The 25,970-nt window shown below is 63.9% G+C and carries 20 protein-coding genes; 14 read left to right on the forward strand and 6 right to left on the reverse strand.

What is annotated here, in order from left to right; genetic code table 11:
• Window positions 1-56 precede the first annotated feature (56 nt).
• The 6 genes from C4K40_RS09485 (at window position 57) to prpD (ending at window position 8,403) form a co-directional block, all read left to right on the forward strand.
• Window positions 57-779 (forward strand): GntR family transcriptional regulator, encoded by a 723-nt coding sequence (locus C4K40_RS09485; protein WP_022643234.1) that lies wholly within the window; start codon window positions 57-59, stop codon window positions 777-779.
• The gene (gene prpB, locus C4K40_RS09490) at window positions 776-1,660 is read left to right on the forward strand and encodes a methylisocitrate lyase (protein ID WP_022643235.1); all 885 of its coding nucleotides are present in this window, start codon (window positions 776-778) and stop codon (window positions 1,658-1,660) included. The genes C4K40_RS09485 and prpB overlap by 4 nt, the downstream gene beginning before the upstream one ends.
• Before the next feature lie 82 nt (window positions 1,661-1,742).
• Window positions 1,743-2,900 (forward strand): 2-methylcitrate synthase, encoded by a 1,158-nt coding sequence (gene prpC / locus C4K40_RS09495; protein ID WP_022643236.1) that lies wholly within the window; start codon window positions 1,743-1,745, stop codon window positions 2,898-2,900.
• A 2-nt stretch (window positions 2,901-2,902) separates the two neighbouring features.
• A complete protein-coding gene (gene acnD, locus C4K40_RS09500; RefSeq protein ID WP_053135887.1) occupies window positions 2,903-5,515 on the forward strand; it encodes a Fe/S-dependent 2-methylisocitrate dehydratase AcnD in 2,613 nt (870 codons plus the stop codon).
• A gap of 61 nt (window positions 5,516-5,576) precedes the next feature.
• Window positions 5,577-6,767, forward strand: coding sequence for a 2-methylaconitate cis-trans isomerase PrpF (gene prpF, locus C4K40_RS09505; protein ID WP_053135891.1), 1,191 nt, complete (start codon window positions 5,577-5,579; stop codon window positions 6,765-6,767).
• A gap of 151 nt (window positions 6,768-6,918) precedes the next feature.
• The gene (gene prpD / locus C4K40_RS09510) at window positions 6,919-8,403 is read left to right on the forward strand and encodes a 2-methylcitrate dehydratase (protein ID WP_053135895.1); all 1,485 of its coding nucleotides are present in this window, start codon (window positions 6,919-6,921) and stop codon (window positions 8,401-8,403) included.
• 81 nt (window positions 8,404-8,484) lie between these two features.
• Here the strand turns inward: prpD and C4K40_RS09515 are convergent, their stop codons facing one another.
• Complete coding sequence (locus C4K40_RS09515; RefSeq protein WP_022643241.1) at window positions 8,485-9,303, reverse strand: pyruvate, water dikinase regulatory protein; 819 nt, start codon at window positions 9,301-9,303, stop codon at window positions 8,485-8,487.
• A gap of 175 nt (window positions 9,304-9,478) precedes the next feature.
• Here C4K40_RS09515 and ppsA point away from each other — a divergent pair, with 175 nt between their 5' ends.
• The 8 genes from ppsA to C4K40_RS09555 all read left to right on the forward strand — a co-directional run bounded on the left by ppsA (window position 9,479) and on the right by C4K40_RS09555 (window position 17,610).
• The gene (gene ppsA, locus C4K40_RS09520; RefSeq protein WP_053135898.1) at window positions 9,479-11,854 is read left to right on the forward strand and encodes a phosphoenolpyruvate synthase; all 2,376 of its coding nucleotides are present in this window, start codon (window positions 9,479-9,481) and stop codon (window positions 11,852-11,854) included.
• Between the two features lie 97 nt (window positions 11,855-11,951).
• Complete coding sequence (locus C4K40_RS09525) at window positions 11,952-12,941, forward strand: alpha/beta fold hydrolase (protein WP_022643243.1); 990 nt, start codon at window positions 11,952-11,954, stop codon at window positions 12,939-12,941.
• Window positions 12,942-13,196: 255 nt separating this feature from the next.
• Complete coding sequence (rraA, locus tag C4K40_RS09530) at window positions 13,197-13,688, forward strand: ribonuclease E activity regulator RraA (RefSeq protein WP_009042919.1); 492 nt, start codon at window positions 13,197-13,199, stop codon at window positions 13,686-13,688.
• 25 nt (window positions 13,689-13,713) lie between these two features.
• Entirely contained in the window at window positions 13,714-14,709 is a 996-nt protein-coding gene (locus tag C4K40_RS09535) for a zinc transporter ZntB (RefSeq protein WP_022643244.1), read from the forward strand.
• Window positions 14,710-14,772: 63 nt separating this feature from the next.
• A complete protein-coding gene (locus C4K40_RS09540; RefSeq protein WP_022643245.1) occupies window positions 14,773-15,018 on the forward strand; it encodes a hypothetical protein in 246 nt (81 codons plus the stop codon).
• Window positions 15,019-15,020: 2 nt separating this feature from the next.
• Window positions 15,021-15,845, forward strand: coding sequence for a mechanosensitive ion channel domain-containing protein (locus C4K40_RS09545; protein WP_022643246.1), 825 nt, complete (start codon window positions 15,021-15,023; stop codon window positions 15,843-15,845).
• A gap of 86 nt (window positions 15,846-15,931) precedes the next feature.
• Window positions 15,932-16,522: an RNA polymerase sigma factor SigX gene (gene sigX, locus C4K40_RS09550; RefSeq protein ID WP_031321291.1), complete on the forward strand. Its 591-nt coding sequence runs from the start codon at window positions 15,932-15,934 to the stop codon at window positions 16,520-16,522.
• A gap of 107 nt (window positions 16,523-16,629) precedes the next feature.
• Complete coding sequence (locus tag C4K40_RS09555) at window positions 16,630-17,610, forward strand: OmpA family protein (protein ID WP_022643277.1); 981 nt, start codon at window positions 16,630-16,632, stop codon at window positions 17,608-17,610.
• Window positions 17,611-17,678: 68 nt separating this feature from the next.
• On the opposite strand, the gene cobA is transcribed toward C4K40_RS09555, so the two are convergent.
• The 5 genes from cobA to C4K40_RS09580 all read right to left on the reverse strand — a co-directional run bounded on the left by cobA (window position 17,679) and on the right by C4K40_RS09580 (window position 25,967).
• Window positions 17,679-18,419 (reverse strand): uroporphyrinogen-III C-methyltransferase, encoded by a 741-nt coding sequence (cobA, locus tag C4K40_RS09560; protein WP_053135901.1) that lies wholly within the window; start codon window positions 18,417-18,419, stop codon window positions 17,679-17,681.
• 11 nt (window positions 18,420-18,430) lie between these two features.
• Window positions 18,431-21,148: a nitrate reductase gene (locus tag C4K40_RS09565; RefSeq protein WP_053135904.1), complete on the reverse strand. Its 2,718-nt coding sequence runs from the start codon at window positions 21,146-21,148 to the stop codon at window positions 18,431-18,433.
• Window positions 21,148-21,465, reverse strand: a complete 318-nt coding sequence (gene nirD / locus C4K40_RS09570) for a nitrite reductase small subunit NirD (protein ID WP_053135907.1) — start codon at window positions 21,463-21,465, stop codon at window positions 21,148-21,150. Before nirD ends, C4K40_RS09565 begins: the two co-directional genes overlap by 1 nt.
• A complete protein-coding gene (gene nirB, locus C4K40_RS09575) occupies window positions 21,462-23,915 on the reverse strand; it encodes a nitrite reductase large subunit NirB (protein WP_053135910.1) in 2,454 nt (817 codons plus the stop codon). Before nirB ends, nirD begins: the two co-directional genes overlap by 4 nt.
• 381 nt (window positions 23,916-24,296) lie before the next feature.
• Window positions 24,297-25,967 (reverse strand): bifunctional protein-serine/threonine kinase/phosphatase, encoded by a 1,671-nt coding sequence (locus tag C4K40_RS09580; RefSeq protein ID WP_053135913.1) that lies wholly within the window; start codon window positions 25,965-25,967, stop codon window positions 24,297-24,299.
• Between the last annotated feature and the right edge of the window lie 3 nt (window positions 25,968-25,970).

Raw genomic sequence — 25,970 nt, forward strand, 5'->3', positions numbered from 1 at the left:
CTGTAATGGGGGTATTGGCTAATTTTCGCCTCATTGATTTTCAAGGTGTCGACAATATGCTGGATCAACTGGAACATTCGACGCCGGCCCAGGACGACTCCGAGACCCTCTCCGAAAACGTCTTTCGGCGTATCCAGGCGGCCATCGTCAAGGGCGAGATCGCCCCGGGCAGCAAGATCTCCGAGCCCGAGCTGGCCCGCACCTACGGCATCAGCCGTGGCCCGCTGCGCGAGGCCATCCATCGCCTGGAGGGCCAGCGGCTGCTGGTGCGCGTGCCCCATGTCGGCGCCCGGGTGGTTTCCCTGAGCCATGCCGAGCTGATCGAGCTCTACGAAATCCGCGAATCCCTGGAAGGCATGGCCTGCCGCCTGGCGGCCGAGCGCATGAGCGTGGCCGAGATCGACGAACTGCGCCGGGTACTGGAGACCCACGAGCGCGATGCGGCGTTCCAGGCCGGGGTTGGCTACTACCAGCAGGAAGGGGATTTCGACTTCCACTACCGGATCATCCAGGGCGCGGGCAACCAGACCCTGACCAAGATGCTTTGCGGCGAGCTCTACCAACTGGTACGCATGTACCGCCTGCAGTTCTCCAGCGTGCCGAACCGGCCACGCCAGGCTTTCGCCGAACACCACCGAATTCTCGATGCCATCGCCGACCGAGACGGCGAACTGGCCGAGTTGCTGATGCGCCGTCATATCGGTGCCTCCAAGCGCAATATCGAGCGCCATTACCAGGAAGCGCTCGTCAACCCGTCCAAGACACGAGGTGAGTCATGAGTCAGAAAACCGCCGGCCAGCGCTTCCGCGACGCCATTGCCGAAGAACATCCGCTGCAGGTCATCGGCGCCATCAACGCCAACCATGCACTGCTGGCCAAGCGCGCCGGCTTCAAGGCCATCTACCTCTCCGGTGGCGGTGTCGCCGCCGGCTCCCTGGGCCTGCCGGACCTGGGCATCAACACTCTGGATGACGTGCTCACCGACGTGCGTCGCATCACCGATGTCTGCGACCTGCCGCTGCTGGTGGACATCGACACCGGTTTCGGCCCCAGCGCCTTCAACATCGAGCGTACCGTCAAGAACCTGATCAAGGCCGGCGCCGCCGCCGCCCATATCGAGGATCAGGTGGGTGCCAAGCGGTGCGGCCACCGTCCGGGCAAGGAAATCGTCTCCACCGAGGAAATGGCCGACCGCGTGCGCGCCGCCGCCGATGCCAAGACCGACCCGAGCTTCTTCCTGATCGCCCGGACCGACGCCATCCAGGCCGAGGGCGTGGACGCCGCCATCGAGCGCTGCCAGCGCTATGTGGAGGCGGGCGCCGACGGCATCTTCGCCGAGGCCGCCTACGACCTGCCGACCTACAAGCGCTTTGTCGACGCCCTCGACGTGCCCGTGCTGGCCAACATCACCGAGTTCGGCGCCACCCCGCTGTTCTCCCGCGATGAGCTGGCCTCGGTGGGCGTCGCCATCCAGCTCTATCCGCTGTCGGCCTTCCGCGCCGCCAACAAGGCGGCCGAGGCGGTCTACACCGCTATCCGCCGCGACGGCCATCAAAAAGAAGTCATCGACCTGATGCAAACTCGTGCCGAATTGTACGACCGTATCGGCTACCACGCCTTCGAGCAGAAGCTCGACGCCCTGTTCGCTGCCAAGAAATGACCGGACCCGGGCCGCTCCCCGAGAGCGGCCTGCGGATATAACAAGATGCAAGCAACCGGATAAAAATGAGGAGATTCACGCGATGAGCCCCAGCGAAACCACCACCGCCTTCAAACCGAAGAAATCCGTGGCCCTGAGCGGCACCGCCGCCGGCAACACGGCCCTGTGCACCGTTGGTCGTACCGGCAACGACCTGCACTACCGCGGTTATGACATCCTCGACTTCGCCACCTCCTGCGAGTTCGAGGAAATCGCCCACCTGCTGGTCCATGGCAAGCTGCCGAACGTCGCCGAGCTGACGGGCTACAAGGCCAAGCTCAAGGCCCTGCGCGGCCTGCCGGCCGGGGTCAAGCTGGCGCTGGAGCAACTGCCACCGTCCGCCCACCCGATGGACGTGATGCGCACCGCCGTTTCCGTGCTGGGTTGCCTGTCGCCGGAGAAGGACGACCACAACCATCCGGGCGCCCGGGACATCGCCGACAAGCTGATGGCATGCCTCGGCTCCGCGTTGCTCTACTGGTACCACTTCAGCCACAACGGCAAGCGCATCGACGTGGAGACCGACGACGATTCCATCGGCGGCCACTTCCTGCACCTGCTGCACGGCGAGAAGCCGCGTGAGTCGTGGGTACGCGCCATGCACACCTCGCTGATCCTCTATGCCGAGCACGAATTCAACGCCTCGACCTTCACCTCGCGGGTGATCGCCGGTACCGGTTCCGACATGTTCTCCTGCATCGCCGGGGCCATCGGCGCACTGCGCGGTCCCAAGCATGGTGGCGCCAACGAGGTGGCCTTCGAGATCCAGAAGCGCTACGACAACCCGGACGAAGCAGAAGCCGACATCCGCGCCCGCGTCGAGAAGAAGGAAGTGGTAATCGGTTTCGGCCATCCGGTCTACACCGTGTCCGACCCGCGCAACAAGGTAATCAAGGAAGTGGCCCGCGAGCTGTCCGTCGAGCAGAGCAACAGCAAGATGTTCGACATCGCCGAGCGCCTGGAATCGACCATGTGGGAAATCAAGAAAATGTTCCCCAACCTCGATTGGTTCAGCGCCGTCAGCTACCACATGATGGGCGTGCCCACCGCCATGTTCACCCCGCTGTTCGTGATCGCCCGTACTTCCGGCTGGTCTTCCCACGTCATCGAGCAACGCATCGACGGCAAGATCATCCGCCCGAGCGCCAACTATGTCGGCCCCGAAGACCTGAAGTTCGTGCCCCTGAAGGACCGCAAGTAATCATGAACAGCCAATACCGCAAGAACCTGCCTGGTACGGCGCTGGACTACTTCGACACCCGCGAGGCGGTGGATGCCATCGCCCCGGGTGCCTACGCCGGCCTGCCGTACACCTCCCGGGTGCTGGCCGAGCAACTGGTGCGCCGGTGCGACCCGGCGCAGCTCACTGACTCGCTGAAGCAACTGATCGAGCGCAAGCGCGACCTCGACTTCCCCTGGTACCCGGCCCGCGTGGTCTGCCACGACATCCTCGGCCAGACCGCGCTGGTGGACCTGGCCGGCCTGCGCGATGCGATCGCCGACCAGGGGGGGAACCCGGCCCTGGTCAACCCGGTGGTGCCGACCCAGCTGATCGTCGACCACTCCCTGGCCGTGGAGTTCGGCGGTTTCGACCCGGACGCCTTCGAGAAGAACCGCGCCGTCGAGGAGCGCCGCAACGAGGACCGCTTCCACTTCATCGAGTGGACCAAGACCGCGTTCAAGAACGTCGATGTGATCCCCGCCGGCAACGGCATCATGCACCAGATCAACCTGGAGAAAATGAGCCCGGTGATCCAGGCGCGCGGCGGCGTGGCCTTCCCCGACACCTGCGTCGGCACCGACAGCCATACCCCCCACGTCGATGCGCTGGGCGTGATCGCCATCGGCGTCGGTGGCCTGGAGGCGGAGACGGTGATGCTCGGTCGCGCGTCGATGATGCGCCTGCCCGACATCGTCGGCGTCAAGCTCACCGGCAAGCGCCAGCCCGGGATCACCGCCACCGACATCGTCCTGGCCCTGACCGAGTTCCTGCGCAAGGAAAAGGTGGTGGGTGCCTACGTCGAGTTCTTCGGCGAAGGGGCCGACAGCCTGTCCGTTGGCGACCGCGCGACCATCTCCAACATGTGCCCGGAGTACGGTGCCACCGCGTCGATGTTCTACATCGACCAGCAGACCATCGACTACCTCAAGCTCACCGGCCGCGAGCCGGAGCAGGTAGCCCTGGTGGAGAACTACGCCAAGACCACCGGCCTGTGGGCCGATGCCCTGGTCACCGCCGAGTACGAGCGGGTGCTGACATTCGACCTGTCCACCGTGGTGCGCAACATGGCCGGTCCGTCCAACCCGCACCGGCGCTTGCCGACCTCGGCCCTGGCCGAGCGGGGGATCGCCGACGAAACCAAGCTGGCCGCCGGCAAGGTCGAACAAGCCGAGGGCCTGATGCCCGATGGCGCGGTGATCATCGCGGCGATCACCAGCTGCACCAACACCTCCAACCCGCGCAACGTGGTGGCTGCCGGCTTGGTGGCGAAGAAGGCCAACGCCCTGGGCCTGGTGCGCCAGCCTTGGGTCAAGACGTCCTTCGCGCCGGGCTCGAAGGTCGCCAAGCTGTACCTGGAAGAGGCCGGCCTGCTGCCGGAGCTGGAGAAGCTCGGCTTCGGCATCGTCGCCTACGCCTGCACCACCTGCAACGGCATGTCCGGTGCGCTGGACCCGGTCATCCAGCAGGAAATCATCGACCGCGACCTGTATGCCACCGCAGTGCTGTCGGGCAACCGCAACTTCGACGGCCGTATCCACCCCTACGCCAAGCAGGCGTTCCTCGCCTCGCCGCCGCTGGTGGTGGCCTATGCGATCGCCGGCACCGTGCGCTTCGACATCGAGCAGGACGTGCTGGGCCATGACCAGGCCGGCAACCCGGTGACCCTGAAGGACCTGTGGCCGAGCGACGAGGAGATCGACGCCATCGTCGCCGCCTCGGTGAAGCCCGAGCAGTTCCGCCAGATCTACATCCCGATGTTCGACCTGGGCACCGTCAAGGAAGCCGAGAGCCCGCTGTACGACTGGCGCCCGATGAGCACCTACATCCGTCGTCCGCCGTACTGGGAAGGCGCGCTGGCCGGGGAGCGCACGCTCAAGGGCATGCGCCCGCTGGCGGTGCTGCCGGACAACATCACCACCGACCACCTGTCGCCGTCCAACGCCATCCTGGCGGACTCCGCGGCCGGTGAGTACCTGGCGAAGATGGGCCTGCCGGAGGAGGACTTCAACTCCTACGCCACCCACCGTGGCGACCACCTGACCGCCCAGCGCGCGACCTTCGCCAACCCGCAGTTGGTGAACGAGATGGCGGTGGTCGATGGCGAGGTGAAGAAGGGTTCCCTGGCCCGTGTCGAGCCCGAAGGCAAGGTCACGCGGATGTGGGAAGCCATCGAGACCTACATGGAGCGCAAGCAGCCGCTGATCATCATCGCCGGTGCCGACTACGGCCAGGGTTCGTCCCGCGACTGGGCGGCCAAGGGCGTGCGCCTGGCGGGTGTCGAGGCGATCGTCGCCGAGGGCTTCGAGCGTATCCACCGCACCAACCTGGTGGGCATGGGCGTGCTGCCGCTGCAGTTCCTGCCGGGCACCGACCGCAAGACCCTGGGCATCGACGGTACCGAGACCTATGACGTGCTCGGCCAGCGCACTCCCCGGGCGCAGTTGACCCTGGTGATCCACCGCCACAATGGCGAGCGGCTCGAGGTGCCGGTGACCTGCCGCCTCGACACCGCCGAGGAGGTGTCGATCTACGAGGCCGGCGGTGTGCTGCAGCGCTTTGCCCAGGATTTCCTGGAATCGGCCACAGCCAGTTAAGCGACGTACCGGGGGTGGGCCGCAAGGCGCCGCCCCCGGTCTTTATCAGGACCTGAAATCCATGGCATTTGTAGCGCAAATCAAGATTCCGGCCACCTACATGCGTGGCGGCACCAGCAAGGGTGTGTTCTTCAACCTGCAAGACCTGCCCGAGGCTGCGCAGCTGCCCGGCGCAGCCCGCGATGCCTTGCTGTTGCGGGTGATCGGCAGCCCCGATCCCTATGACAAGCAGATCGACGGCATGGGCGGCGCCACCTCCAGCACCAGCAAGACGGTGATCCTGTCAAAGAGCATCAAGCCCGACCACGACGTCGACTACCTGTTCGGCCAGGTCGCCATCGACAAGCCTTTCGTCGACTGGAGCGGCAACTGCGGCAACCTGTCGGCGGCGGTGGGTTCCTTCGCCATCAGCAGCGGCCTGGTGGACCCGGCGCGCATTCCCCACAACGGTGTGGCGGTGGTGCGCATCTGGCAGGCCAACATCGGCAAGACCATCATCGCCCATGTGCCGATCACCGATGGCGCGGTCCAGGAGACCGGCGACTTCGAGCTGGACGGCGTGACCTTCCCGGCGGCAGAGGTGCAGTTGGAGTTCCTCGACCCGGCGGCCGAGGAGGAGGGCGGTGGCGGTTCGATGTTCCCCACCGGCAACTTGGTGGACGACCTGGAAGTACCCGGTGTCGGCACCCTCAAGGCGACCCTGATCAATGCCGGGATCCCCACTATCTTCGTCAATGCGGCGGACATCGGTTATCGCGGTACCGAGTTGCAGGGCGTGATCAATGGCGACCCCAAGGCCCTGGCGATGTTCGAGACCATCCGTGCCCACGGCGCCTTGCGCATGGGCCTGATCAAGCACCTGGACGAGGCCGCGCAGCGCCAGCACACGCCGAAGGTGGCCTTCGTCGCCGCGCCGGCGGACTACCAGGCCTCCAGCGGCAAGGCGGTCAAGGCGGCGGATGTCGACCTGCTGGTGCGCGCCATGTCCATGGGCAAGCTGCACCACGCGATGATGGGCACCGCGGCGGTGGCCATCGGCACGGCAGCGGCGATCCCCGGGACCCTGGTCAACCTCGCGGCCGGTGGCGGCGAGCGTAGCGCCGTGCGTTTCGGCCATCCTTCGGGCACCTTGCGTGTAGGCGCCGAGGCCAGCCTCGAGGCCGGCGAGTGGAGCGTGGTCAAGGCGATCATGAGCCGCAGCGCGCGGGTGCTGATGGAAGGCTGGGTGAGAGTGCCCGGCGACACCTTCTAAGGACCGGCGGTGGCGAGGGAGCCGGCTCCCTCGCCACCGATGCCGTTATCGAATCATTGAGCAGACGCAGACCTGCGATGCCGTTATTGACCTGAACCTGCAGCCTGAGGAATCGACCTACCCATAACCCCGTCATTGGAGTGCACGATCCATGAGCGCCAACGTTGATCTGAACAACCGTCCCGATTACGACCCGGTTTTGCAGGACATCGCCGATTATGTCCTGGAGTATCGCGTCGACTCCCCCCTAGCCCTCGATACCGCCCGCCATTGCCTGATGGATACCTTGGGCTGCGGCCTGCTGGCATTGCGTTTTCCTGAATGCACCAAGCACCTGGGGCCGCTCGTCGAAGGCACCGTGGTGCCCCATGGCGCCCGTGTGCCGGGTACCAGTTATCGCCTGGACCCGGTGAAGGCCGCCTGGGATATCGGCTGCATCGTGCGCTGGCTCGATTACAACGACACCTGGCTGGCGGCGGAGTGGGGGCACCCGTCGGACAACCTCGGCGGCATCCTGGCCGTGGCCGATCACCTTTCGCAGAAACGCGTAGCCAACGGCGAGGCGCCGCTGAGCATGGGCGATGTGCTGCAGGCGATGGTCATGGCCCACGAGATCCAGGGTGTGCTGGCCCTGGACAACTCCTTCAACCGCGTCGGGCTCGATCATGTGCTGCTGGTGAAGGTGGCCTCCACCGCCGTTTGCGCCCGCTTGATGGGGGCCAATCGCGAGCAGCTGTTGTCCGCCCTGTCCCATGCCTTCGTCGACGGCCAGGCGCTGCGTACCTATCGCCATGCACCCAATGCCGGGTCGCGCAAGTCCTGGGCGGCGGGGGATGCCTCGAGCCGCGGGGTGCGCCTGGCGGACATGGCGCTGCGTGGCGAAATGGGCATTCCTGGCGTGCTCAGCGCGCCGCAGTGGGGCTTCTACGACGTGCTGTTCAGCCATGCCAACAAGGACCTTTCGCTCAAGCCCGAGGGCCAGCGGCGCTTCAGCCTGCCCCAGGGGTACGCCAGCTACGTGATGGAAAACATCCTGTTCAAGATCAGCTTTCCGGCCGAGTTCCATGCGCAAACCGCCTGCGAAGCGGCAGTGGCCCTGCACCCGCTGGTGCGCGATCGGTTGCAGGAGATCGAGCGGATCGTCATCACCACCCATGAGTCGGCGATCCGCATCATTTCCAAGGTCGGACCGCTGGCCAATGCCGCCGATCGCGACCACTGCCTGCAGTACATGGCCGCCGTGCCCCTGGCGTTCGGCACCCTGGTGGCCGAGCACTACGAGGATGATTTCCACGCGGCGCATCCGATCATCGACCAGTTGCGCGACAAGATGCAGATCGTCGAGGACCCGCGCTACACCCGCGAGTACCTGGAGGCCGACAAGCGTTCGATCGCCAACGCGGTGCAGGTGTTCTTCGCCGATGGCAGTTGCACCGAACAGGTGGCGGTGGAGTACCCCATTGGTCACCGCCGGCGGCGGGCCGAGGGCATCCCGCTGCTGGAGGACAAGTTCAAGGCCAACCTGGCCACGCGCTTCAGCGCCCAGCGCTCGGCGCAGATCTTCGATCTGTGCAAGGACCCGGGACGGCTGTCGGCCACGCCGGTGCAGCGCTTCGTCGATCTGCTGGTGATTTGAAACCGCGATGCAGGCAGCGCCTGGTGCGCTGCCTGCCGATGGTCGCCGGGGCCGCGCAGGCCCTGGGAATGGGGGACAGCTTTACTTGAAACGGCGTTCGACGCCTTTTTCCACGAGGATCTTGGCCGAGATTTCCTCGACGGAGAAGTGCGTGGAGTTGATATGCGGGATGTTTTCCCGGCGCAGCAGGTTCTCGACTTCCCGTACCTCGAATTCGCACTGGGCGAAGCTGGAATAGCGGCTGTTGGGCTTGCGCTCGTTGCGGATGGCGGTGAGGCGGTCGGGGTCGATGGTCAGGCCGAACAGCTTGTGCTTGTGCGGGCGCAGCGCGTTGGGCAGTTGCAGGCGCTCCATGTCTTCTTCGGTGAGCGGGTAGTTGGCCGCGCGGATGCCGAATTGCATGGCCATGTACAGGCAGGTCGGGGTCTTGCCGCAGCGTGACACGCCCACCAGGATCAGGTCGGCCTTGTCGTAGTAGTGGGTGCGGGCGCCGTCGTCGTTGTCCAGGGCGAAGTTCACCGCCTCGATCCGCTCCATGTAGTTGGAGTTGTGGCCGATGGAGTGGGATTTGCCCACGGAGTAGGAGGAATGCTCGCTCAGCTCCTGTTCCAGAGGGGCGAGGAAGGTGGAGAAGATATCGATCATGAAACCATTGGAGGTCGCGAGAATCTCACGGATGTCCTGGTTGACGATAGTGTCGAAAATGATCGGTCGATAACCGTCTTTTTCGGCGGCTATATTGATTTGCTGTACCATGGCCCGCGCTTTTTCCATGCTGTCGATATACGGCCGCGTGAATTTGCTGAACGTAATGTTCTCGAACTGCGCCAGAAGGCTCTGGCCGAGGGTTTCCGCTGTGATACCGGTACCGTCGGAGATGAAGAAGGCAGATCGTTTCATTTGCGGCTTGGGCCTTAAGCTAGTGACGATTCTTGGATATGATAGGCGCGATTTGTCGGCCGGGAATGGCCCGCATTCTCACTTATTTTCCAGGTCCAGGCCATATGACGGGCAGATGCACCCCTGAAGCAGCCCGTTTCTGAGCTTTTCCAACACAGTTAGTGGAGAGATCACCTTGGTAGAGTACGTAGTTTCCCTCGATAAGCTCGGCAAACACGATGTTGAGCATGTGGGGGGCAAGAACGCATCCCTGGGCGAGATGATCAGTAACCTCGCGGGTGCCGGCGTCTCGGTCCCGGGTGGCTTCGCCACGACCGCCCAGGCATATCGGGACTTTCTCGAGCTGAGCGGTCTGAACGACCAGATCCATGCAGCGCTCGACGCGCTGGATGTCGATGACGTGAATGCCCTGGCCAAGACCGGCGCACAGATCCGCCAATGGATCATGGACGCCGAGTTCCCCGAGCGCCTCGACGCGGAAATCCGCAAGGCCTTCGCCGCGCTGTCGGCGGGCAACCCCGAGATGGCCGTGGCCGTGCGCTCCTCGGCTACCGCCGAAGACCTTCCGGATGCATCCTTCGCCGGCCAGCAAGAGACCTTCCTCAACATCCGTGGCGTGGACAACGTGATCCGCGCTGCCAAGGAAGTGTTCGCCTCGTTGTTCAACGACCGCGCCATTTCCTACCGCGTGCACCAGGGCTTCGACCACAAGCTGGTGGCCCTGTCCGCCGGCGTGCAGCGCATGGTCCGTTCGGAAACCGGTACCGCCGGGGTGATGTTCACCCTGGATACCGAGTCGGGCTTCCGTGACGTGGTGTTCATCACCGGCGCCTACGGCCTGGGTGAAACCGTGGTGCAGGGCGCCGTCAACCCTGACGAGTTCTACGTTCACAAGAACACCCTGACCGCCGGCCGTCCTGCGATCCTGCGTCGCAACCTGGGCAGCAAGGCGATCAAGATGATCTACGGCGACGAAGCCAAGGCCGGTCGCTCGGTGAAGACCGTGGACGTGGACAAGGCCGATCGCGCACGTTTCTGCCTGACCGACGCCGAAGTGAGCGAGCTGGCCAAGCAGGCGATGATCATCGAGAAGCACTACCAGTGCCCGATGGACATCGAGTGGGCCAAGGACGGTGACGACGGCAAGCTGTACATCGTGCAGGCCCGCCCGGAAACCGTGAAGAGCCGTACCCAGGCCAACGTGATGGAGCGCTACCTGCTCAAGGAAAAAGGCACCGTCCTGGTGGAAGGCCGTGCCATCGGCCAGCGCATCGGCGCCGGCAAGGTGCGGATCATCAAGGACGTGTCGGAGATGGACAAGGTCCAGGCCGGCGACGTGCTGGTTTCCGACATGACCGACCCGGATTGGGAGCCGGTGATGAAGCGCGCGAGCGCCATCGTCACCAATCGCGGCGGCCGTACCTGCCACGCGGCGATCATCGCCCGTGAACTGGGCATTCCGGCGGTAGTGGGTTGCGGCAACGCCACCGAGCTGCTGAAGGATGGCCAGGGCGTGACCGTTTCCTGCGCCGAGGGGGACACCGGCTTCATCTTCGAGGGCGAACTGGGCTTCGACGTCAAGCAGAACTCCGTGGATGCCATGCCGGAGCTGCCGTTCAAGATCATGATGAACGTCGGCAACCCGGACCGCGCCTTCGACTTCGCCCAGCTGCCGAACGCCGGTGTGGGCCTGGCCCGCCTGGAATTCATCATCAACCGCATGATCGGCGTGCACCCCAAGGCGCTGCTGAACTACGCGGGCCTGCCACAGGACATCAAGGACAGCGTCGACAAGCGTGTCGCCGGCTACCATGATCCGGTGGACTTCTACGTCGACAAGCTGGTCGAGGGTATCAGCACCCTGGCCGCGGCATTCACGCCGAAGAAGGTCATCGTGCGCCTGTCGGACTTCAAGTCCAACGAATACGCCAACCTGATCGGCGGCAAGCTCTACGAGCCGGAAGAAGAAAACCCGATGCTGGGCTTCCGTGGCGCCTCGCGCTACATCAGCGAATCCTTCCGCGATTGCTTCGAGCTCGAGTGCCGTGCCCTCAAGCGCGTGCGCAACGAGATGGGTCTGACCAACGTCGAGATCATGGTGCCCTTCGTGCGTACCCTCGGCGAAGCCAGCCAAGTGGTTGATCTGCTCGCGGAAAACGGTCTCAAGCGGGGCGAGAATGGCCTGCGCGTGATCATGATGTGCGAACTGCCATCCAACGCGATCCTGGCCGAGGAGTTCCTGGAGTACTTCGATGGTTTCTCCATCGGTTCCAACGACCTGACCCAGCTGACCCTGGGCCTGGACCGCGACTCCGGCATCATCGCCCACCTGTTCGACGAGCGTAATCCTGCGGTCAAGAAGCTGCTGGCCAACGCCATTGCGGCTTGCAACAAGGCTGGCAAGTACATCGGCATTTGCGGCCAGGGCCCTTCGGATCACCCTGACCTGGCCAAGTGGCTGATGGAGCAGGGCATCGAAAGCGTTTCGCTGAACCCGGACTCGGTGCTCGAGACCTGGTTCTTCCTGGCCGAGGGCCAGGGCGCCGCATAATCGGTGAGTGCAGGCCTGGCCAGCGACTGGCCGGGCCTTGCGATTCAAGCAGGGCGCGCTTCTTCCGGATGCCGCCCTTTTTTGTGCAAGAAAGAATATGCAAAGCAGCAGCAACCTATTTCCTGTCGCCTTGATCAGCGCCGAGCGTCGAGGTGACCTCAGCGAAGATGTCTATCGCTTGAAACCCGGCAACAGCCCCGATCCTTCGGTGGAGCTGGCCGTGACGCGCCTGGGCCTGGCCGATGCGCCTGGGGCCCAAGGCGTGCCCGTGGTCCTGTTGCACGGCAGCTTTTCCAACCGGCGCTTCTGGTACTCGCCCAAGGGCATCGGCCTCGGGGCCTACCTGGCACGGGCCGGTTTCGATGTGTGGATCCCGGAAATGCGTGGCCATGGCTTGTCGCGCCGCAATGCCCAGTACCGCAACAACCGAGTGGCGGATTACGCACGCTACGACCTGCCGGCCATCGCGGCCTTCGTTCGTGAGCTGAGTGGGCAGGTTCCCCACTGGATCGGCCATTCCCTGGGCGGCACCACCCTGGCCGCGGCGCTGGGCGGTCAATACCTGGGCGATGCGGGGGTGGCCTCGGCGGCGTTCTTCGGCACCCAGGTCAGCCGTATCTACTGGCCCTTGAAGATTCCCTTGGTGGAATGGAGCGGACGCCTGTTCATCAAGCGGTTTGCCCAGTTGTCCGGTTCCCGGCTCAAGCGCGGCCCGGAGGACGAGCCCATCGGCCTGGCCCTGGAGAGCATGCGCTGGCATGGGCTGTTCGGGCGTTTCGGTGATGCCGACAAGGATTGGTGGGCCGGCCTGACGGAGGTCGGCGTACCGGCCCTGGCGGTCAGCGCCGCTGGCGACCACCAGGATCCGACCTGGGCCTGCCGCAAGCTGTTCGATCAACTGGGCAGCGAGCACAAGCAGTTCGTCTGCCTGGGGCGTGAACAGGGCTTTGGCGGTAATTTCGGCCATGTCGAGATGCTCGTGAGCAAACCGGCGCAGGCCGAGGTCTGGCCGTTGGTGGCGCGCTGGCTCAGGGACCAGCAGGCGCCGTTGCTGGTTTGCGCCACCGAGCAGATGGCGACGGTTTGACGCAGAGGCTCTGACAAGGGCATTTCGCTGGATAGCGCTTGCGGCTAAGATATGACGCGCTGAACCGTTTTGGTCACATTCAGTTATTGAGTCGACTTTCCGTTCTGTCGGCAGTCTTGCGAAAATGCCCGCCAGGTTGGTGGGCGGCCCGAGTGCGGTAGGCTAAACATCTGCCGATTGGGCTCGTATTTTCATTGCTGGCCCCGGAATGACCGACACCGTCGATCGTGTTCTTTCTGTTACAGGAGCTTCTCGATGAACCATTACCTTACTCCCGACCTGTGCGACGCCTACCCGGACCTGGTGCAGGTGGTCGAGCCCATGTTCAGCAACTTTGGCGGGCGCGATTCCTTTGGTGGCGAAATCGTCACCATCAAGTGCTTCGAGGACAACTCGCTGGTCAAGGAGCAAGTCGAGCTCAAGGGGCATGGCAAGGTGCTGGTGGTCGACGGTGGCGGTTCCCTGCGACGCGCCCTGCTGGGGGACATGCTGGCCGAGAAGGCAGCCAAGAATGGCTGGGAAGGCTTGGTGATCTACGGTTGCATCCGCGACGTGGATGTCATCGCCCAGACCGACCTCGGCGTCCAGGCCCTGGCCAGCCACCCGATGAAGACCGACAAGCGCGGTATCGGCGACCTCAACGTGGCCGTGACCTTTGCCGGGGTGACCTTCCGTCCGGGTGAATATGTTTACGCCGACAACAATGGCGTGATCGTTTCGCCCAGCCCGCTGAAAATGCCTGAATGACCAAGCGACCAGACAAGGGGTGAGGATGTTCGAGGAAGAAAACGCGCAGTGGGGGCTGGTGCATGCCCTGGTGCTGGATGGTAAAGGCGGTGCGCGTTCGATTGCCCGGACTGAGCTCGACGATCTGCAACTGCAGGCCCATGAGAGCCTGTGGTTGCATTGGGATCGCAGCCATCCGCAGACCCAGACCTGGTTGCGTCGCTCCAGTGGCTTGAGCGAGTTCAGTTGTGACTTGCTGCTGGAGGAAAATACCCGGCCACGCTTGCTGGCACTGCCTGATTCGGAACTGCTGCTGTTCTTGCGTGGCATCAATCTCAACCCGGGTGCCGAGCCTGAGGACATGGTCTCGGTGCGGATCTTCGCCAGTGCGCAGCGGGTGATCTCGCTGCGTTTGCGCCCCTTGCGAGCCACCGATGAGCTACTGGTGCAGTTGAGCGAGGGCAATGGCCCGAAAAGCGCCGCCGAGTTGCTCCTCTACATGGCCGAATACCTGACCCACAAGGTGCAGAACCTGGTCAGCGATCTCGCTGAAGTGGTCGATGATGAGGAAGAAAAACTGGATGCCGACGAACGGTATACCCCGGAGCATGGCAGCATTTTGCAGATTCGTCGTCGGGCTGCCGGACTTAAGCGGTTCCTGGCCCCGCAACGGGATATCTTCTCGCAGTTGAGCCGGATAAAACTGCCCTGGTTCGCTGCCGACGATGGCGACTACTGGAATGAATTGCACAACAGCCTGACCCGCTACCTGGAAGAGCTGGAACTGGCCCGGGAGCGCGTGGGGCTTGTGCTCGAGGCCGAGGATCGGCGTTTGAGCGTGCGCATGAATCGCACCATGTACCGCTTCGGCATCATTACCGGGATCTTCTTGCCGATGAGCTTTCTCACCGGGCTTTTGGGGATCAATGTCGGGGGTATTCCGTTCTCTGCCAGTCCCTATGGCTTCATCATCGCCTGCCTGTTGCTGGTGGCGGTGGCGCTGGGCCAATGGTGGCTATTCCGGCGTTTGCGTTGGGTATGAAGAGGCTTCATGTGACCCGAATAAATCTGATCGCGTCTTTTTCAAACATCACCAGAGGTGCTTATGCACGATCCGTTTGAAGAGTCGCTGCGTGACATGCTCAAGGCCTCGCCATCCAGTCGCGATGACGACGCTTGCCTGGGCCGCGTATTGAAAACCGCCAACCGCCAAGTGGGGGCAGGGGACCTGTTCAGCCTGCTGGGTCGCTGGTTGCCGGCCTTGATGATCGCCCTGAATAACGGATCGGCCCATATCGCGCCGGTTTCTCGTCTTAAATCTACTGCTCGCACTGCTGATAAGGCTGATTGAATATGGAACTTGATCTCTGGACGCAGAGCCTCGTCACAGCGATGACCGCCTTGTGGACCAAGGTGGCGAACTTCATTCCGAACCTGTTCGGCGCATTGGTGGTGCTGTTGCTGGGCTTCGTGGTTGCGAAGCTGCTCGACACCCTGCTGTCCAAATTGCTGGCCAAGCTGGGGCTGGATCGGCTCATGGGTGGTACCGGCCTGACCAAATTGTTGTCCCGTGCGGGCTTGCAAGTTCCCATTTCGACCCTGATCGGCAAGATCGTCTACTGGTTCGTACTGCTTATTTTTCTGGTTTCTGCTGCTGAATCCCTTGGCCTTGAGCGAGTTTCGGCTACGCTCGACATGCTTGCGCTGTATTTGCCGAAGGTTTTCGGCGCTGCGCTGGTGCTGTTGGTGGGGGTTCTGCTGGCGCAACTGGCCAATGGGCTGGTGCGGGGCGCGGCGGAAGGCGTGGGATTGGAGTACGCCAGTGGCGTGGGGCGGATCGCTCAGGGATTGGTGATCATCATCAGTATTTCCGTGGCGATCAGCCAGTTGGAGGTCAAGACCGACCTGCTCAACCACGTGATCGTGATCGTTTTGATTACCGTTGGTCTGGCAGTTGCGCTGGCGATGGGATTGGGAAGCCGGGAAATTGCCGGTCAGATTCTTGCGGGAATCTATGTGCGTGAGTTGTACCAGGTGGGTCAACAAGTGCGTGTTGGCGAGGTTGAAGGCCAGATCGAGGAGATTGGCACGGTCAAAACTACATTGCTGACCGATGAGGGTGAGCTAGTCTCTCTCTCCAATCGGATCCTGCTGGAGCAGCATGTAAGTAGCCGCTAACCCGGCACCCTGCTAATGTATGCCGCCGCAAAATGCCCCTCGCCGGGCTGCGGTGGACACTGACCTGACTGTCGGCACGACTCGTTTTGAATAACACCCAAACGCTATCCACGCGCTATGACCCCCGTGAGCTCTCTGATGAGGAGTTGGTTGCGCGTTCACATACGGAGCTGTTTCACGTAACACGCGCCTATGAAGAGTTGATGCGACGTTATCAGCGAACCCTATTTAATGTTTGTGCGCGTTATCTGGGGAACGATCGGGATGCCGATGATGTCTGTCAGGAAGTGATGTTGAAGGTGCTGTATGGCCTTAAGAACTTTGAGGGTAAATCGAAGTTCAAGACCTGGCTATACAGCATCACGTACAACGAATGCATCACGCAGTATCGCAAGGAGCGACGCAAGCGGCGGTTGATGGATGCTTTGAGTCTTGATCCCCTCGAGGAGGCGTCTGAAGAGAAGGCGCCGAAACCTGAGGAGAAGGGCGGACTTGACCGCTGGTTGGTGCATGTGAACCCGATCGATCGGGAAATTCTGGTGCTGCGTTTTGTCGCAGAACTGGAGTTCCAGGAGATCGCAGACATCATGCATATGGGTTTGAGTGCTACAAAAATGCGTTACAAACGTGCTCTTGATAAATTGCGTGAGAAATTTGCAGGCATTGCTGAAACTTAGTTCGGCGCAAATATCTCTTACGTCTAGGTGAGTTCTGATAGACTTACCGCCGAGTTGTCCCCCGGTATGTGGGACTGCTTTACAATCACCAGATGGGGATTTAACGGATGAAACTGAAAAACACCTTGGGCATTGCCATTGGTTCTATTGTTGCCGTGACTTCGTTCGGCGTTCTGGCGCAAGGCCAAGGCGCGGTCGAGGGTGAACTGTTTTACAAAAAACAGTACAACGACAGCGTTAAGCACATCGAAGATGGCTTCAACCCAGGCGCCCGTATTGGTTACTTCTTGACCGACGACCTGTCGTTGGACCTGAGCTACGACAAGACTAACCACACCCGTTCCAACGACGGTACCGGCAACCAGAAGATCAAGGGTGACACCGCCAGCCTGCTGGCCACCTACCACTTCGGCCAAGCTGGCGTGGACTCCCTGCGTCCATACGTTTCCGGTGGTTTCGGTCACCAGAGCCGTAGCAGCGTAGAAGCCGACGGTCACAGCGGTCGTGACAAGACTACCCAGGCCATCATCGGTACTGGTGTTAAGTACTACTTCACCGACAACCTGTTCGCCCGTGCTGGCGTTGAAGCCGACTACGGCATGGACAACGGCAAGTGGGACTACGCTGCCCTGGTTGGTCTGGGTGTGAACTTCGGCGGCAACGCCGGTAAAGTCGCTCCAGCTCCAGTAGCTCCAGCTCCGGCTCCAGAGCCAGCTCCAGAAGCTCCAGTTGCTGAAGTCGTACGTGTTGAGCTGGACGTGAAGTTCGACTTCGACAAGTCGGTCGTCAAGCCTAACAGCTACGCTGACATCAAGAACCTGGCTGACTTCATGAAGCAGTACCCACAGACCACCACCGTTGTTGAAGGTCACACTGACTCCGTCGGTCCTGACGCTTACAACCAGAAGCTGTCTGAGCGTCGTGCAAACGCCGTTAAGCAAGTACTGGTTAACCAGTACGGCGTTGGCGCTGAGCGCGTTCAGTCCGTTGGTTACGGTGAGTCCCGCCCAGTTGCCGACAACGCAACTGAAGCTGGTCGTGCTGTTAACCGTCGCGTAGAAGCCTCGGTAGAAGCTCAAGCTAAGTAATTAGCCTGTAAGCTTGGAAAAACCCGGCCTAGGCCGGGTTTTTCTTTGCCCGGATTTTGTCCTGGGCCTCAGGCCTGGAGCAGGCGGGTGGCGCTGGTATCGGCAGTTGCCGCTACTGCGCCGATCACCAGGATCGCCGGGCTCTTGAGCCCGAAATCCAGGGCATCCTGCTGCATATTCCCCAGCATGCTGCGACATTCCCGCTGCTCTGGCAGCGAGGCGTTCTCGATCATCGCTACTGGTGTCCAATCCGGCATGCCAGCGGCGCGTAACTGTTCGGCGATCTCTGTCAGTTTCGCCACTCCCATGTAGATCACCAGGGTCGTTCCGCCCTGGGCCAGTGCCTGCCAGTCCAACGGGCTGTCGTCCTGGGTATGGGCGGTGAGTAACGTCACGCCGCGGGCCACGCCACGCAAGGTCAGGGAGATATCGCAACTGGTGGCGCCGGCCAGGCCGGCGGTGATGCCGTTCACCAACTCCACCTCGATTCCGTACTCCCGGAGCCACTGGGCCTCTTCGCCACCGCGTCCGAAAATGCATGGATCGCCACCCTTGAGGCGAACCACGCAATGGCCTTGGCGGGCATAACGCAGCATCAGGCGATGGATGAAGGCCTGGGGCGTGGAACGACAGCCGCCACGCTTGCCCACCGCGATCACCCGCGCTCCGGAACAGTGTTGCAAGACGGCACTGTTGACCAAGTCATCGATCAGTACCACATCGGCCTCGCCCAGGGCGCGTACCGCCTTGAGCGTCAGCAGCTCCGGGTCGCCAGGACCCGCGCCGACCAGCCAGACTTTTGCACTCATGGGAATTCCTCTCACACAGGGATGGCCAAAGGTTGCGCTGCAGTGGCCAGGAGACGCTTGATCTCCGGCACGCAGGAGCCGCATTGGCTGCCGCAACCCAGTTGTTGTCGCAGTTGCCCCAGATCCAGGCCGGCGGCGATGCCGGCTTGCACGGCGCGATAACCGACGTTCTTGCAGTTGCACAAGGTGCGGTCCGCAGGCTCGCCCAGGCCGCAGGCTTGCGGTGGCGTGCTCAGGGGGGCCAGCAGCCAGCGGCGCAGTTGTTCGTCGGCACGTCCTTCGAGCCAGAGCTGCTGCAACCAATGCCGGGCGAGGGTTTCCCCGGCCAGGCGGATGGCCGTGATCCGCTGCTGCTCGATACGCACCCGCTTGCCGATTGCCCGGCGCGGATCGTCATAGGCCAGCACCGGGCCGGCATCCAGCCCCAGGTGCTGGTCGATGGCCGCAAGCAGCTGGGGTTCCGGCGCCTGCAGGTGGGCGGCGCGAATCACCAAGGCCGGGCGCTCGCGGCCGGTCAGGGCGAGGCTGACATAGGCCAGGGACTCGCACAGCGGGCGCAGGGCCTGGAAGCGGGCCTGTACATCGCCTTCGACCAGGGCGAACAGTTGCCACGGCAAGTGCACCGGCTCCAGGCGCACGCCGCTGTGCTTGAGCTCCGGTTGCTTGGACAGGGGGTCGAAGGCCGGTTGGGTGACGGCATTGATTCCGCCCTTGAGGAAGCGATCGCCCCAATGCATTGGCAAGAACGCCTGGCCCGGGCGCACGCTGTCATCGCCGGTCACGGGCACTATCACGCTGCCGCGTCGGCTCTTGAGGCTCACCAGGTCGCCGTCTTGCAGGCGCTGGCGGCGCAGGTCATCCGGATGCAGGCTCAGCAGCGCCTCGCCGACATGGCCGAACGCCTGCGCTGCGGTGCCGGTACGGCTCATGCCGTGCCATTGGTCCCGCAGCCGGCCGGTGATCAGGGTCAGGGGAAAGCGCGCCTCGCGCTGCTCCCGGGCCGCTACGTAGGGATCGCTGATAAAGCGTGCGCGCCCCGTGGGCGTGGGGAACACGCCGTCGCCATACAGGCGTGGCGTGCCGTGGTCGGCGCCCTCTGGAAATGGCCACTGCTGCGGGCCAAGCCGGTCGAGCAGTTCGAAGCCGAGGCCGGACAGATCCAGGTCGCGCCCCCGAGTCAGGCCCTTGTATTCATCGAACAGCTGGCTGGCACTCTCGAAGGCGAACAGGCTGGGCAGCCCGGGACGCAGGCGGCGCTCCAGGCGTCGGGCAAAATCCAGGGTGATCGCCCAATCCGCACGAGCTTCTCCAGGCGGCGGCACCGCTTGGCGCACATGGGAAACCCGGCGCTCGGAGTTGGTCACCGAGCCTTCTTTTTCCCCCCAGCTGGCCGCTGGCAGCAAGAGGTCGGCGAAAGCCGCGGTTTCCGTGGTGGCGAAGGCCTCTTGCAGGACCACGAAGGGACACTCGAGCAAAGCCGCGCGTACGCGATTCTGGTCGGGCAGCGATTGGGCCGGGTTGGTGCAGGCGATCCACAGCGCCTTGATCCGTCCGCTGTGCAATTGCTCGAACAGTTCGATGGCGCTCAGCCCGGGTGTCTCCGGCAGGCGCTCAACGCCCCAGTAGCTGGCGACTTCGGCGCGGTCTCCGGGATTGGCGGCTTCCCGGTGGCCCGGCAGCAGGTTGCTCAGGCTACCGGTTTCCCGACCGCCCATGGCATTGGGCTGGCCGGTGAGGGAGAAGGGCCCAGCGCCGGGCCGGCCAATCTGCCCGGTGGCCAGGTGCAGGTTGATCAGCGCGCTGTTCTTGGCGCTGCCGGCGCTGGACTGGTTCAGGCCCATGCACCACAGCGACAGGAAGCTCGGCGCGGTGCCGATCCATTGGGCGCACTGCTGCAGTTGCTCGATACCGATGCCGCACAGCTGCGCCACCATGGCCGGGGTGTAGTCGCGCACCAGGGCCTTGAGTTCGGCCAGGCCCTCGGTATGGGCCTGGATGAAATCCCGGTCGATCCAGTCCTCCCACAACAGCAGATGCAGGATGCCGTGGAACAGCGCGACATCGGTGCCCGGCAGGATCGCCAGGTGCAGGTCGGCCAGGTCGCAGGTGTCGGTACGCCTGGGGTCGATGACGATGACCTTCATCGTCGGGCGCTGGTTCTTGGCCTGTTCCAGGCGGCGAAACAGCACCGGGTGGGCATAGGCCATGTTGCTGCCGACGATCATCACGCAATCGCTCTGCTCCAGGTCCTCGTAGTTGCACGGTGGCGCATCGGCACCCAGGCTGCGCTTGTAGCCCACCACCGCCGAAGACATGCACAGCCGTGAGTTGCTGTCGATGTTATGGGTGCCCACCAACGCCCGGGCCAGCTTGTTGAAGGCGTAGTAGTCCTCGGTCAGCAGTTGCCCGGAAAGGTAGAACGCCACGCTGTCCGGGCCGTGCTCGGCGATGGTCCGGGCAAAGACTTCGGCGGCGTGGTCCAGGGCACTGTCCCAATCGCAGCGGCTGCGAGCCAGGGCCTTGCCCAGGCGCAGCTGCGGGTACAGCGCGCGGGCCGCCGGGTCGCCGGTCAGGTGCAGGCTGGCGCCCTTGCTGCAGAGTCGGCCGAAGTTCGCCGGGTGCGCCGGATCGCCGCTGACCCCGAGGATCTGCCGGCCATCGTGCTCGATCAGCACGCCGCAGCCGACCCCGCAATAGCAACAGGTCGAGGCGGTGCTCTGGCGCTCCATCACCCGGCATCCCGCAGGGCCAGTTGCACCCGGCCGCTGGCGACCCGGGCCGCGTGCTGGTGGGCGCAGCCGACATCCGGCGCCTGGGCCTGACCCGATTGCAGGTCGATCTGCCAGTTGTGCAGCGGACAGGCCACCCGCTTGCCGTGGATCAGGCCCTGGGACAACGGACCACCCTTGTGCGGGCAGCGATCGTCGAGGGCGAACACCTGGTCGTCGCTGGTGCGGAAAATCGCGATATCGCCCCGGGGCCCCTTGATGATGCGCGAGCCCAGGATGTTGATGTCTTCCAGGGCGCAGATATCCAGCCAGTTCATGCCGGCACCTCCAGTTGCTTGACGGGAATGGTCTCGTACTCTTTTTTCAGCTGCGGCTCGGCCAGCCGCTGCTGCCAGGGGTCCTGCTCGAAGGACAGGGAAAACTGCAGGCGTTCGTTGAGCGCCTGGCGCCGCTGCGGGTCTTCCAGTACGGCGCGTTTCACGTGTTCCAGGCCGACCCGCTCCAGGTAGTGCACGGTGCGCTCCAGGTAGAAGGCTTCCTCGCGGTACAGCTGGAGGAAGGCGCCGTTGTACTCGCGCACCTCGTCGGCGGTCTTGAGCTTGACGAAGAACTGCGCGACCTCGGTCTTGATCCCGCCGTTGCCGCCGATATACATCTCCCAGCCGGAGTCGACGCCGATGATGCCCACGTCCTTGATCCCAGCTTCCGAGCAGTTGCGCGGGCAGCCGGAGACGGCCAGCTTGACCTTGTGCGGCGCCCACATGTTGAACAGGTCGTGCTCCAGGTCGATACCCAGCCGGGTCGAGTCCTGGGTGCCGAAGCGGCAGAATTCGCTGCCAACGCAGGTCTTCACAGTGCGGATGGATTTGCCGTAGGCATGGCCGGACGGCATGTCCAGGTCCTTCCACACTCCCGGCAGGTCTTCCTTGCGGATGCCCAGCAAGTCGATGCGCTGGCCGCCGGTGACCTTGACCATGGGCACCTGGTACTTGTCCGCCACGTCGGCGATGCGCCGCAGCTCGGACGGGTTGGTCACGCCGCCCCACATCCTCGGCACCACCGAGTAGGTGCCGTCCTTCTGGATGTTGGCGTGGGCCCGCTCGTTGATCAGGCGCGACTGTGGGTCGTCCTTGGCCTCGCCCGGCCAGGTGGAGATCAGGTAGTAGTTCAGGGCCGGACGGCAGGTGGCGCAGCCGTCCGGGGTACGCCAGTCCATGAAACGCATGGCGCTGCCCAGGGTGATCAGGTGGTGCTCGCGGATCGCCTGGCGCACCTGGCCATGGGTGAGGTCGCTGCAGCCGCAGATGGCCTTCTCGCTCTTGGGCTTGACGTCCGCCGCGCCGCCCACGGTGCTGATCAGGATCTGTTCCACCAGCCCGGCGCAGGAGCCGCAGGAGCTGGCGGCCTTGGTGTGCTTTTTCACCTCGTCGACGCTGAACAGGCCGTTCTCCTGGATGGCCTTGACGATGGTGCCCTTGCATACGCCATTGCAGCCGCAGACTTCGGCGCTGTCGGGCATGTTCGCCGCGCTGTTTTGGCCCTGGTGGCCAACGTCGCCCACGCTGTTCTCGCCGAACATCAGGTGGTCGCGGATCTCGCTGACGTTGTGGTTCTCGCGGATCTGCCGGAAGTACCAGCCGCCGTCGGCGGTGTCGCCATACAAGCAGGCGCCCACCAGCACGTCGTCCTTGATCACCAGCTTCTTGTACACCCCGCCGATGGGGTCGGCGAGGGTGATGGTCTCGGTGCCTTCGCCGCCCATGAAGTCGCCGGCGGAGAACAGGTCGATCCCGGTGACCTTGAGCTTGGTCGACGTGACCGAGCCTTGGTAGCGGGCGAAACCCAGCTGGGCCAGGTGATTGGCGCAGACCTTGGCCTGCTCGAACAGCGGCGCCACCAGGCCATAGGCGATGCCGCGATGGCTGGCGCATTCGCCGATGGCATAGATGCGTGGGTCGTAGGTCTGCAGGGTGTCGTTGACCAGGATCCCGCGATTGCAGGGCAGGCCGGCCCGTTCCGCCAGTTCGGTATTGGGCCGGATGCCGGCCGCCATGACTACGAGGTCGGCGGGCAGGATGTCGCCGTTCTTGAACCGTACCGAGCCGACCCGACCGTTGCCGGCATCGAGCAGCGCCTGGGTCTGCTCGCTCAGGCGGAACTGCAATCCGCGGCTTTCCAGGGCGCCTTGCAGCAGCTGGGCGCTGGTCTGGTCCAGCTGGCGCTCGAGCAGCCATTCCCCCAGGTGCACCACGGTCACTTCCATGCCGCGCAGCTTCAGGCCGTTGGCGGCCTCCAGGCCCAGCAGGCCTCCACCGATCACCACGGCATGGCGGTGGGTCCTGGCGGTGTCGATCATCACCTGGGTGTCGGCGATGTCCCGGTAGCCGATCACGCCCTGCAGATCGTTGCCGGGAATCGGCAGGATGAAGGGCGTGGAGCCGGTGGCGATCAGCAGGCGGTCGTATTCGGCCTCGGTGCCGTCGTCGGCGATCACCCGGCGCCGGATACGGTCGATCTGCACCACCTTGCGGTTGAGCAGCAGCTTGATGCCGTGCTCCTGGTACCAGCCAAGGTCGTTGAGGATGATGTCCTCGAACTGCTGTTCGCCGGCCAGCACCGGCGACAGCAAGATACGGTTGTAGTTGGCGTGGGGCTCGGCACCGAAGACGGTGATGTCGTACAGCTCCTCGCTCAGCTTGAGCAGTTCCTCCAGGGTGCGGACCCCGGCCATGCCATTGCCGATCATCACCAGCTTGAGTTTTTTCATGGGCTCCTCCGGGAGCGCAGGCAGGGCTTGGGCCTGGCTCGACAAAATGCGCGCAAACAAAAAAGGCGTCCCGTCAGTGGCCTGACGAGGACGCCTTTGTCCGATCCCGTTCTCTCGGGAAGCCTACCTTCGTCGTTGAAGGCCGGGCTTTATGTCTGTTGCCAGGAGCAATGCAGCGCCTGTGCCAAGTTACCGAGACCGCGTATTTGCGTGCTGCCCAGGCAGCTGTTCGCGCTACCGGGGCAGTTTCTGCACCGAATTGACGCGTCCTGCCCCGTTTCGATACCGGCCATTTCCACTCCCACGTGGCCGCTGCCGAGCCTGTGAGGCTGCGACAAGGCCCGCAGGGCCTTCATCGCCCGGTCATGCGCAACCAAGGCCTCAGCCGCGCAGCACCAGCCACAGCAGCACCAGGTTGAGCAGCACGGCGGCCAGGGCGAGTCCGCGCCAGACCTTCAGCGGCTCGCGTTCCAGCAGTGGCCGGGGCCGGCTGTGCAGGCTGCGGCGTTCACCCTGTTCCAGCGCCAGCAGCCACTGCTCGGCAGTTTCGTAGCGCTGCTGTGGTTGGGCGCAGACTCCGCGCTCCAGGCTTTCCTCCAGCCATTGCGGCAAGTCCGGGCGGTAGCGTCCGGGGCTGGTCGGCAGGCCGAATCGCGGGCGCTGGAAGGCTTCGACCTCGCCATGGGGATAGTGCCCGGTCAGCAGGAAGTACAAGCACACGCCCACGGCGTACAGGTCTTGCCCGGGGCCGGGAGGTTCGCCAGCGAAGGCTTCCGGGGCGATGAAGCTCGGGGTGCCGGGCAGCAGGTGTTGCGGGTCCACCGTCAATCCGGGGCAGTAGGCCAGGCCGAAATCCAGGATGCGCAGTTCGCCATCCTCGCCCAGCAGCAGGTTCTCCGGCTTGAGGTCGCGGTGCACGATCTGCCGCCGATGCAGCAGGCCCACCGCCCGCAGCAGGCGTTCGGCCAGGGCCTGCCACTGGTCCAGGGGCAGGGGGCCGTGCTGTTGGAACAACTGCGCCAGGGTCCGTCCCGGATATTCGCGCATCAGGTAGTACAGGTGCTGGCGCGAGCTGCCGCCATGTACTTGGGGAAAGTGCCGGCCGGCGACCCGACGCAGCAGCCATTCTTCGGCCAGCAGCGCCTGGCAGGCCGGCAGGTCATCGTGCAGGGCGCCGGGCAGGGTCTTGAGCAGCCAGGCCTGATCTTGCTCGTCGCGCACCCGATACAGCAGCGACTGCCGGCTCTGGCCCAGCAGCGCCTCGACCTGCCAGCCCTCGAACATCTGGCCGGGCTTCAATGGCGGCGGCAGGGGCCATTGCCGCAGGTGCAGCAGGGCATCGCCGATGCTCTGTTCACCCAGGGCATCGACCCGTACCAGCAGGGCGCTGGCGTTGTCCTGGCTGCCGGCCAGGTGGGCGGCGCTGACCAGGGTCCGGGTGGCGCTCTCCGGGTCTGGTTGGTCGTGCAGGATCGCCGCGATGGCGGTGTCGCCCAGGGTGGCCCAGACCCCGTCGCTGAGCAGCAGGAAGCTCTCGCCCTGGCGCAGTTCCCCGTCGAGGAAGTCCAGCACCAGGTGCTGGTCCAGCCCCAGGGCGCGCTTGAGCACATGCTGCATGCCTGGCTGCTCCCAGACATGATCTTCGCTGATGCGCTGCAAGCGTTGCTGGTGCCAGCGGTAGACCCGGCAGTCGCCGACGTGGGCCAGGGTGAAGCGCCGCCCGCGCAGCACCAGGGCGCTGAGGGTGGTCAGCAGTGGTTGGCCGCCACCATTGGCCTGCAGCCAGCGATTCTGTGCGTTCAGCAGGCGCTCCAGGGATTCGGCCACGCCCCAGGTTTCTGGTGTCGCATAGTAGTCCAGGGCCAGCGCCTGCAAGCTGGAACGGGCTGCCAGGCCACCATCGGCGCACTGGCTGACACCGTCGGCAATGGCGAATAGCAGGCCCTTGCTCGCGGCCAGGACCGGCTCCGGGGTGACCCGGCGCAGGGCATCCTGGTTCTCGGCCCGGGGGCCGGTGGCGCTGGCCTGGGCGTGGCTCAGTTGCAGGGCCATGCA

The sequence above is a fragment of the Pseudomonas sp. CMR5c genome (genome assembly GCF_003850545.1).
GTDB lineage: Bacteria > Pseudomonadota > Gammaproteobacteria > Pseudomonadales > Pseudomonadaceae > Aquipseudomonas > Aquipseudomonas piscis.

Coding starts and splice junctions, on each gene's coding strand:
- C4K40_RS09485 (WP_022643234.1), top strand. CDS start 57: ATGCTGGATCAACTGGAACATTCGACGCCGGCCCAGGACGACTCCGAG.
- prpB (WP_022643235.1), top strand. CDS start 776: ATGAGTCAGAAAACCGCCGGCCAGCGCTTCCGCGACGCCATTGCCGAA.
- prpC (WP_022643236.1), top strand. CDS start 1,743: ATGAGCCCCAGCGAAACCACCACCGCCTTCAAACCGAAGAAATCCGTG.
- acnD (WP_053135887.1), top strand. CDS start 2,903: ATGAACAGCCAATACCGCAAGAACCTGCCTGGTACGGCGCTGGACTAC.
- prpF (WP_053135891.1), top strand. CDS start 5,577: ATGGCATTTGTAGCGCAAATCAAGATTCCGGCCACCTACATGCGTGGC.
- prpD (WP_053135895.1), top strand. CDS start 6,919: ATGAGCGCCAACGTTGATCTGAACAACCGTCCCGATTACGACCCGGTT.
- C4K40_RS09515 (WP_022643241.1), bottom strand. CDS start 9,303: ATGAAACGATCTGCCTTCTTCATCTCCGACGGTACCGGTATCACAGCG.
- C4K40_RS09525 (WP_022643243.1), top strand. CDS start 11,952: ATGCAAAGCAGCAGCAACCTATTTCCTGTCGCCTTGATCAGCGCCGAG.
- rraA (WP_009042919.1), top strand. CDS start 13,197: ATGAACCATTACCTTACTCCCGACCTGTGCGACGCCTACCCGGACCTG.
- C4K40_RS09535 (WP_022643244.1), top strand. CDS start 13,714: ATGTTCGAGGAAGAAAACGCGCAGTGGGGGCTGGTGCATGCCCTGGTG.
- C4K40_RS09540 (WP_022643245.1), top strand. CDS start 14,773: ATGCACGATCCGTTTGAAGAGTCGCTGCGTGACATGCTCAAGGCCTCG.
- C4K40_RS09545 (WP_022643246.1), top strand. CDS start 15,021: ATGGAACTTGATCTCTGGACGCAGAGCCTCGTCACAGCGATGACCGCC.
- C4K40_RS09555 (WP_022643277.1), top strand. CDS start 16,630: ATGAAACTGAAAAACACCTTGGGCATTGCCATTGGTTCTATTGTTGCC.
- cobA (WP_053135901.1), bottom strand. CDS start 18,419: ATGAGTGCAAAAGTCTGGCTGGTCGGCGCGGGTCCTGGCGACCCGGAG.
- C4K40_RS09565 (WP_053135904.1), bottom strand. CDS start 21,148: ATGGAGCGCCAGAGCACCGCCTCGACCTGTTGCTATTGCGGGGTCGGC.
- nirD (WP_053135907.1), bottom strand. CDS start 21,465: ATGAACTGGCTGGATATCTGCGCCCTGGAAGACATCAACATCCTGGGC.
- nirB (WP_053135910.1), bottom strand. CDS start 23,915: ATGAAAAAACTCAAGCTGGTGATGATCGGCAATGGCATGGCCGGGGTC.
- C4K40_RS09580 (WP_053135913.1), bottom strand. CDS start 25,967: ATGGCCCTGCAACTGAGCCACGCCCAGGCCAGCGCCACCGGCCCCCGG.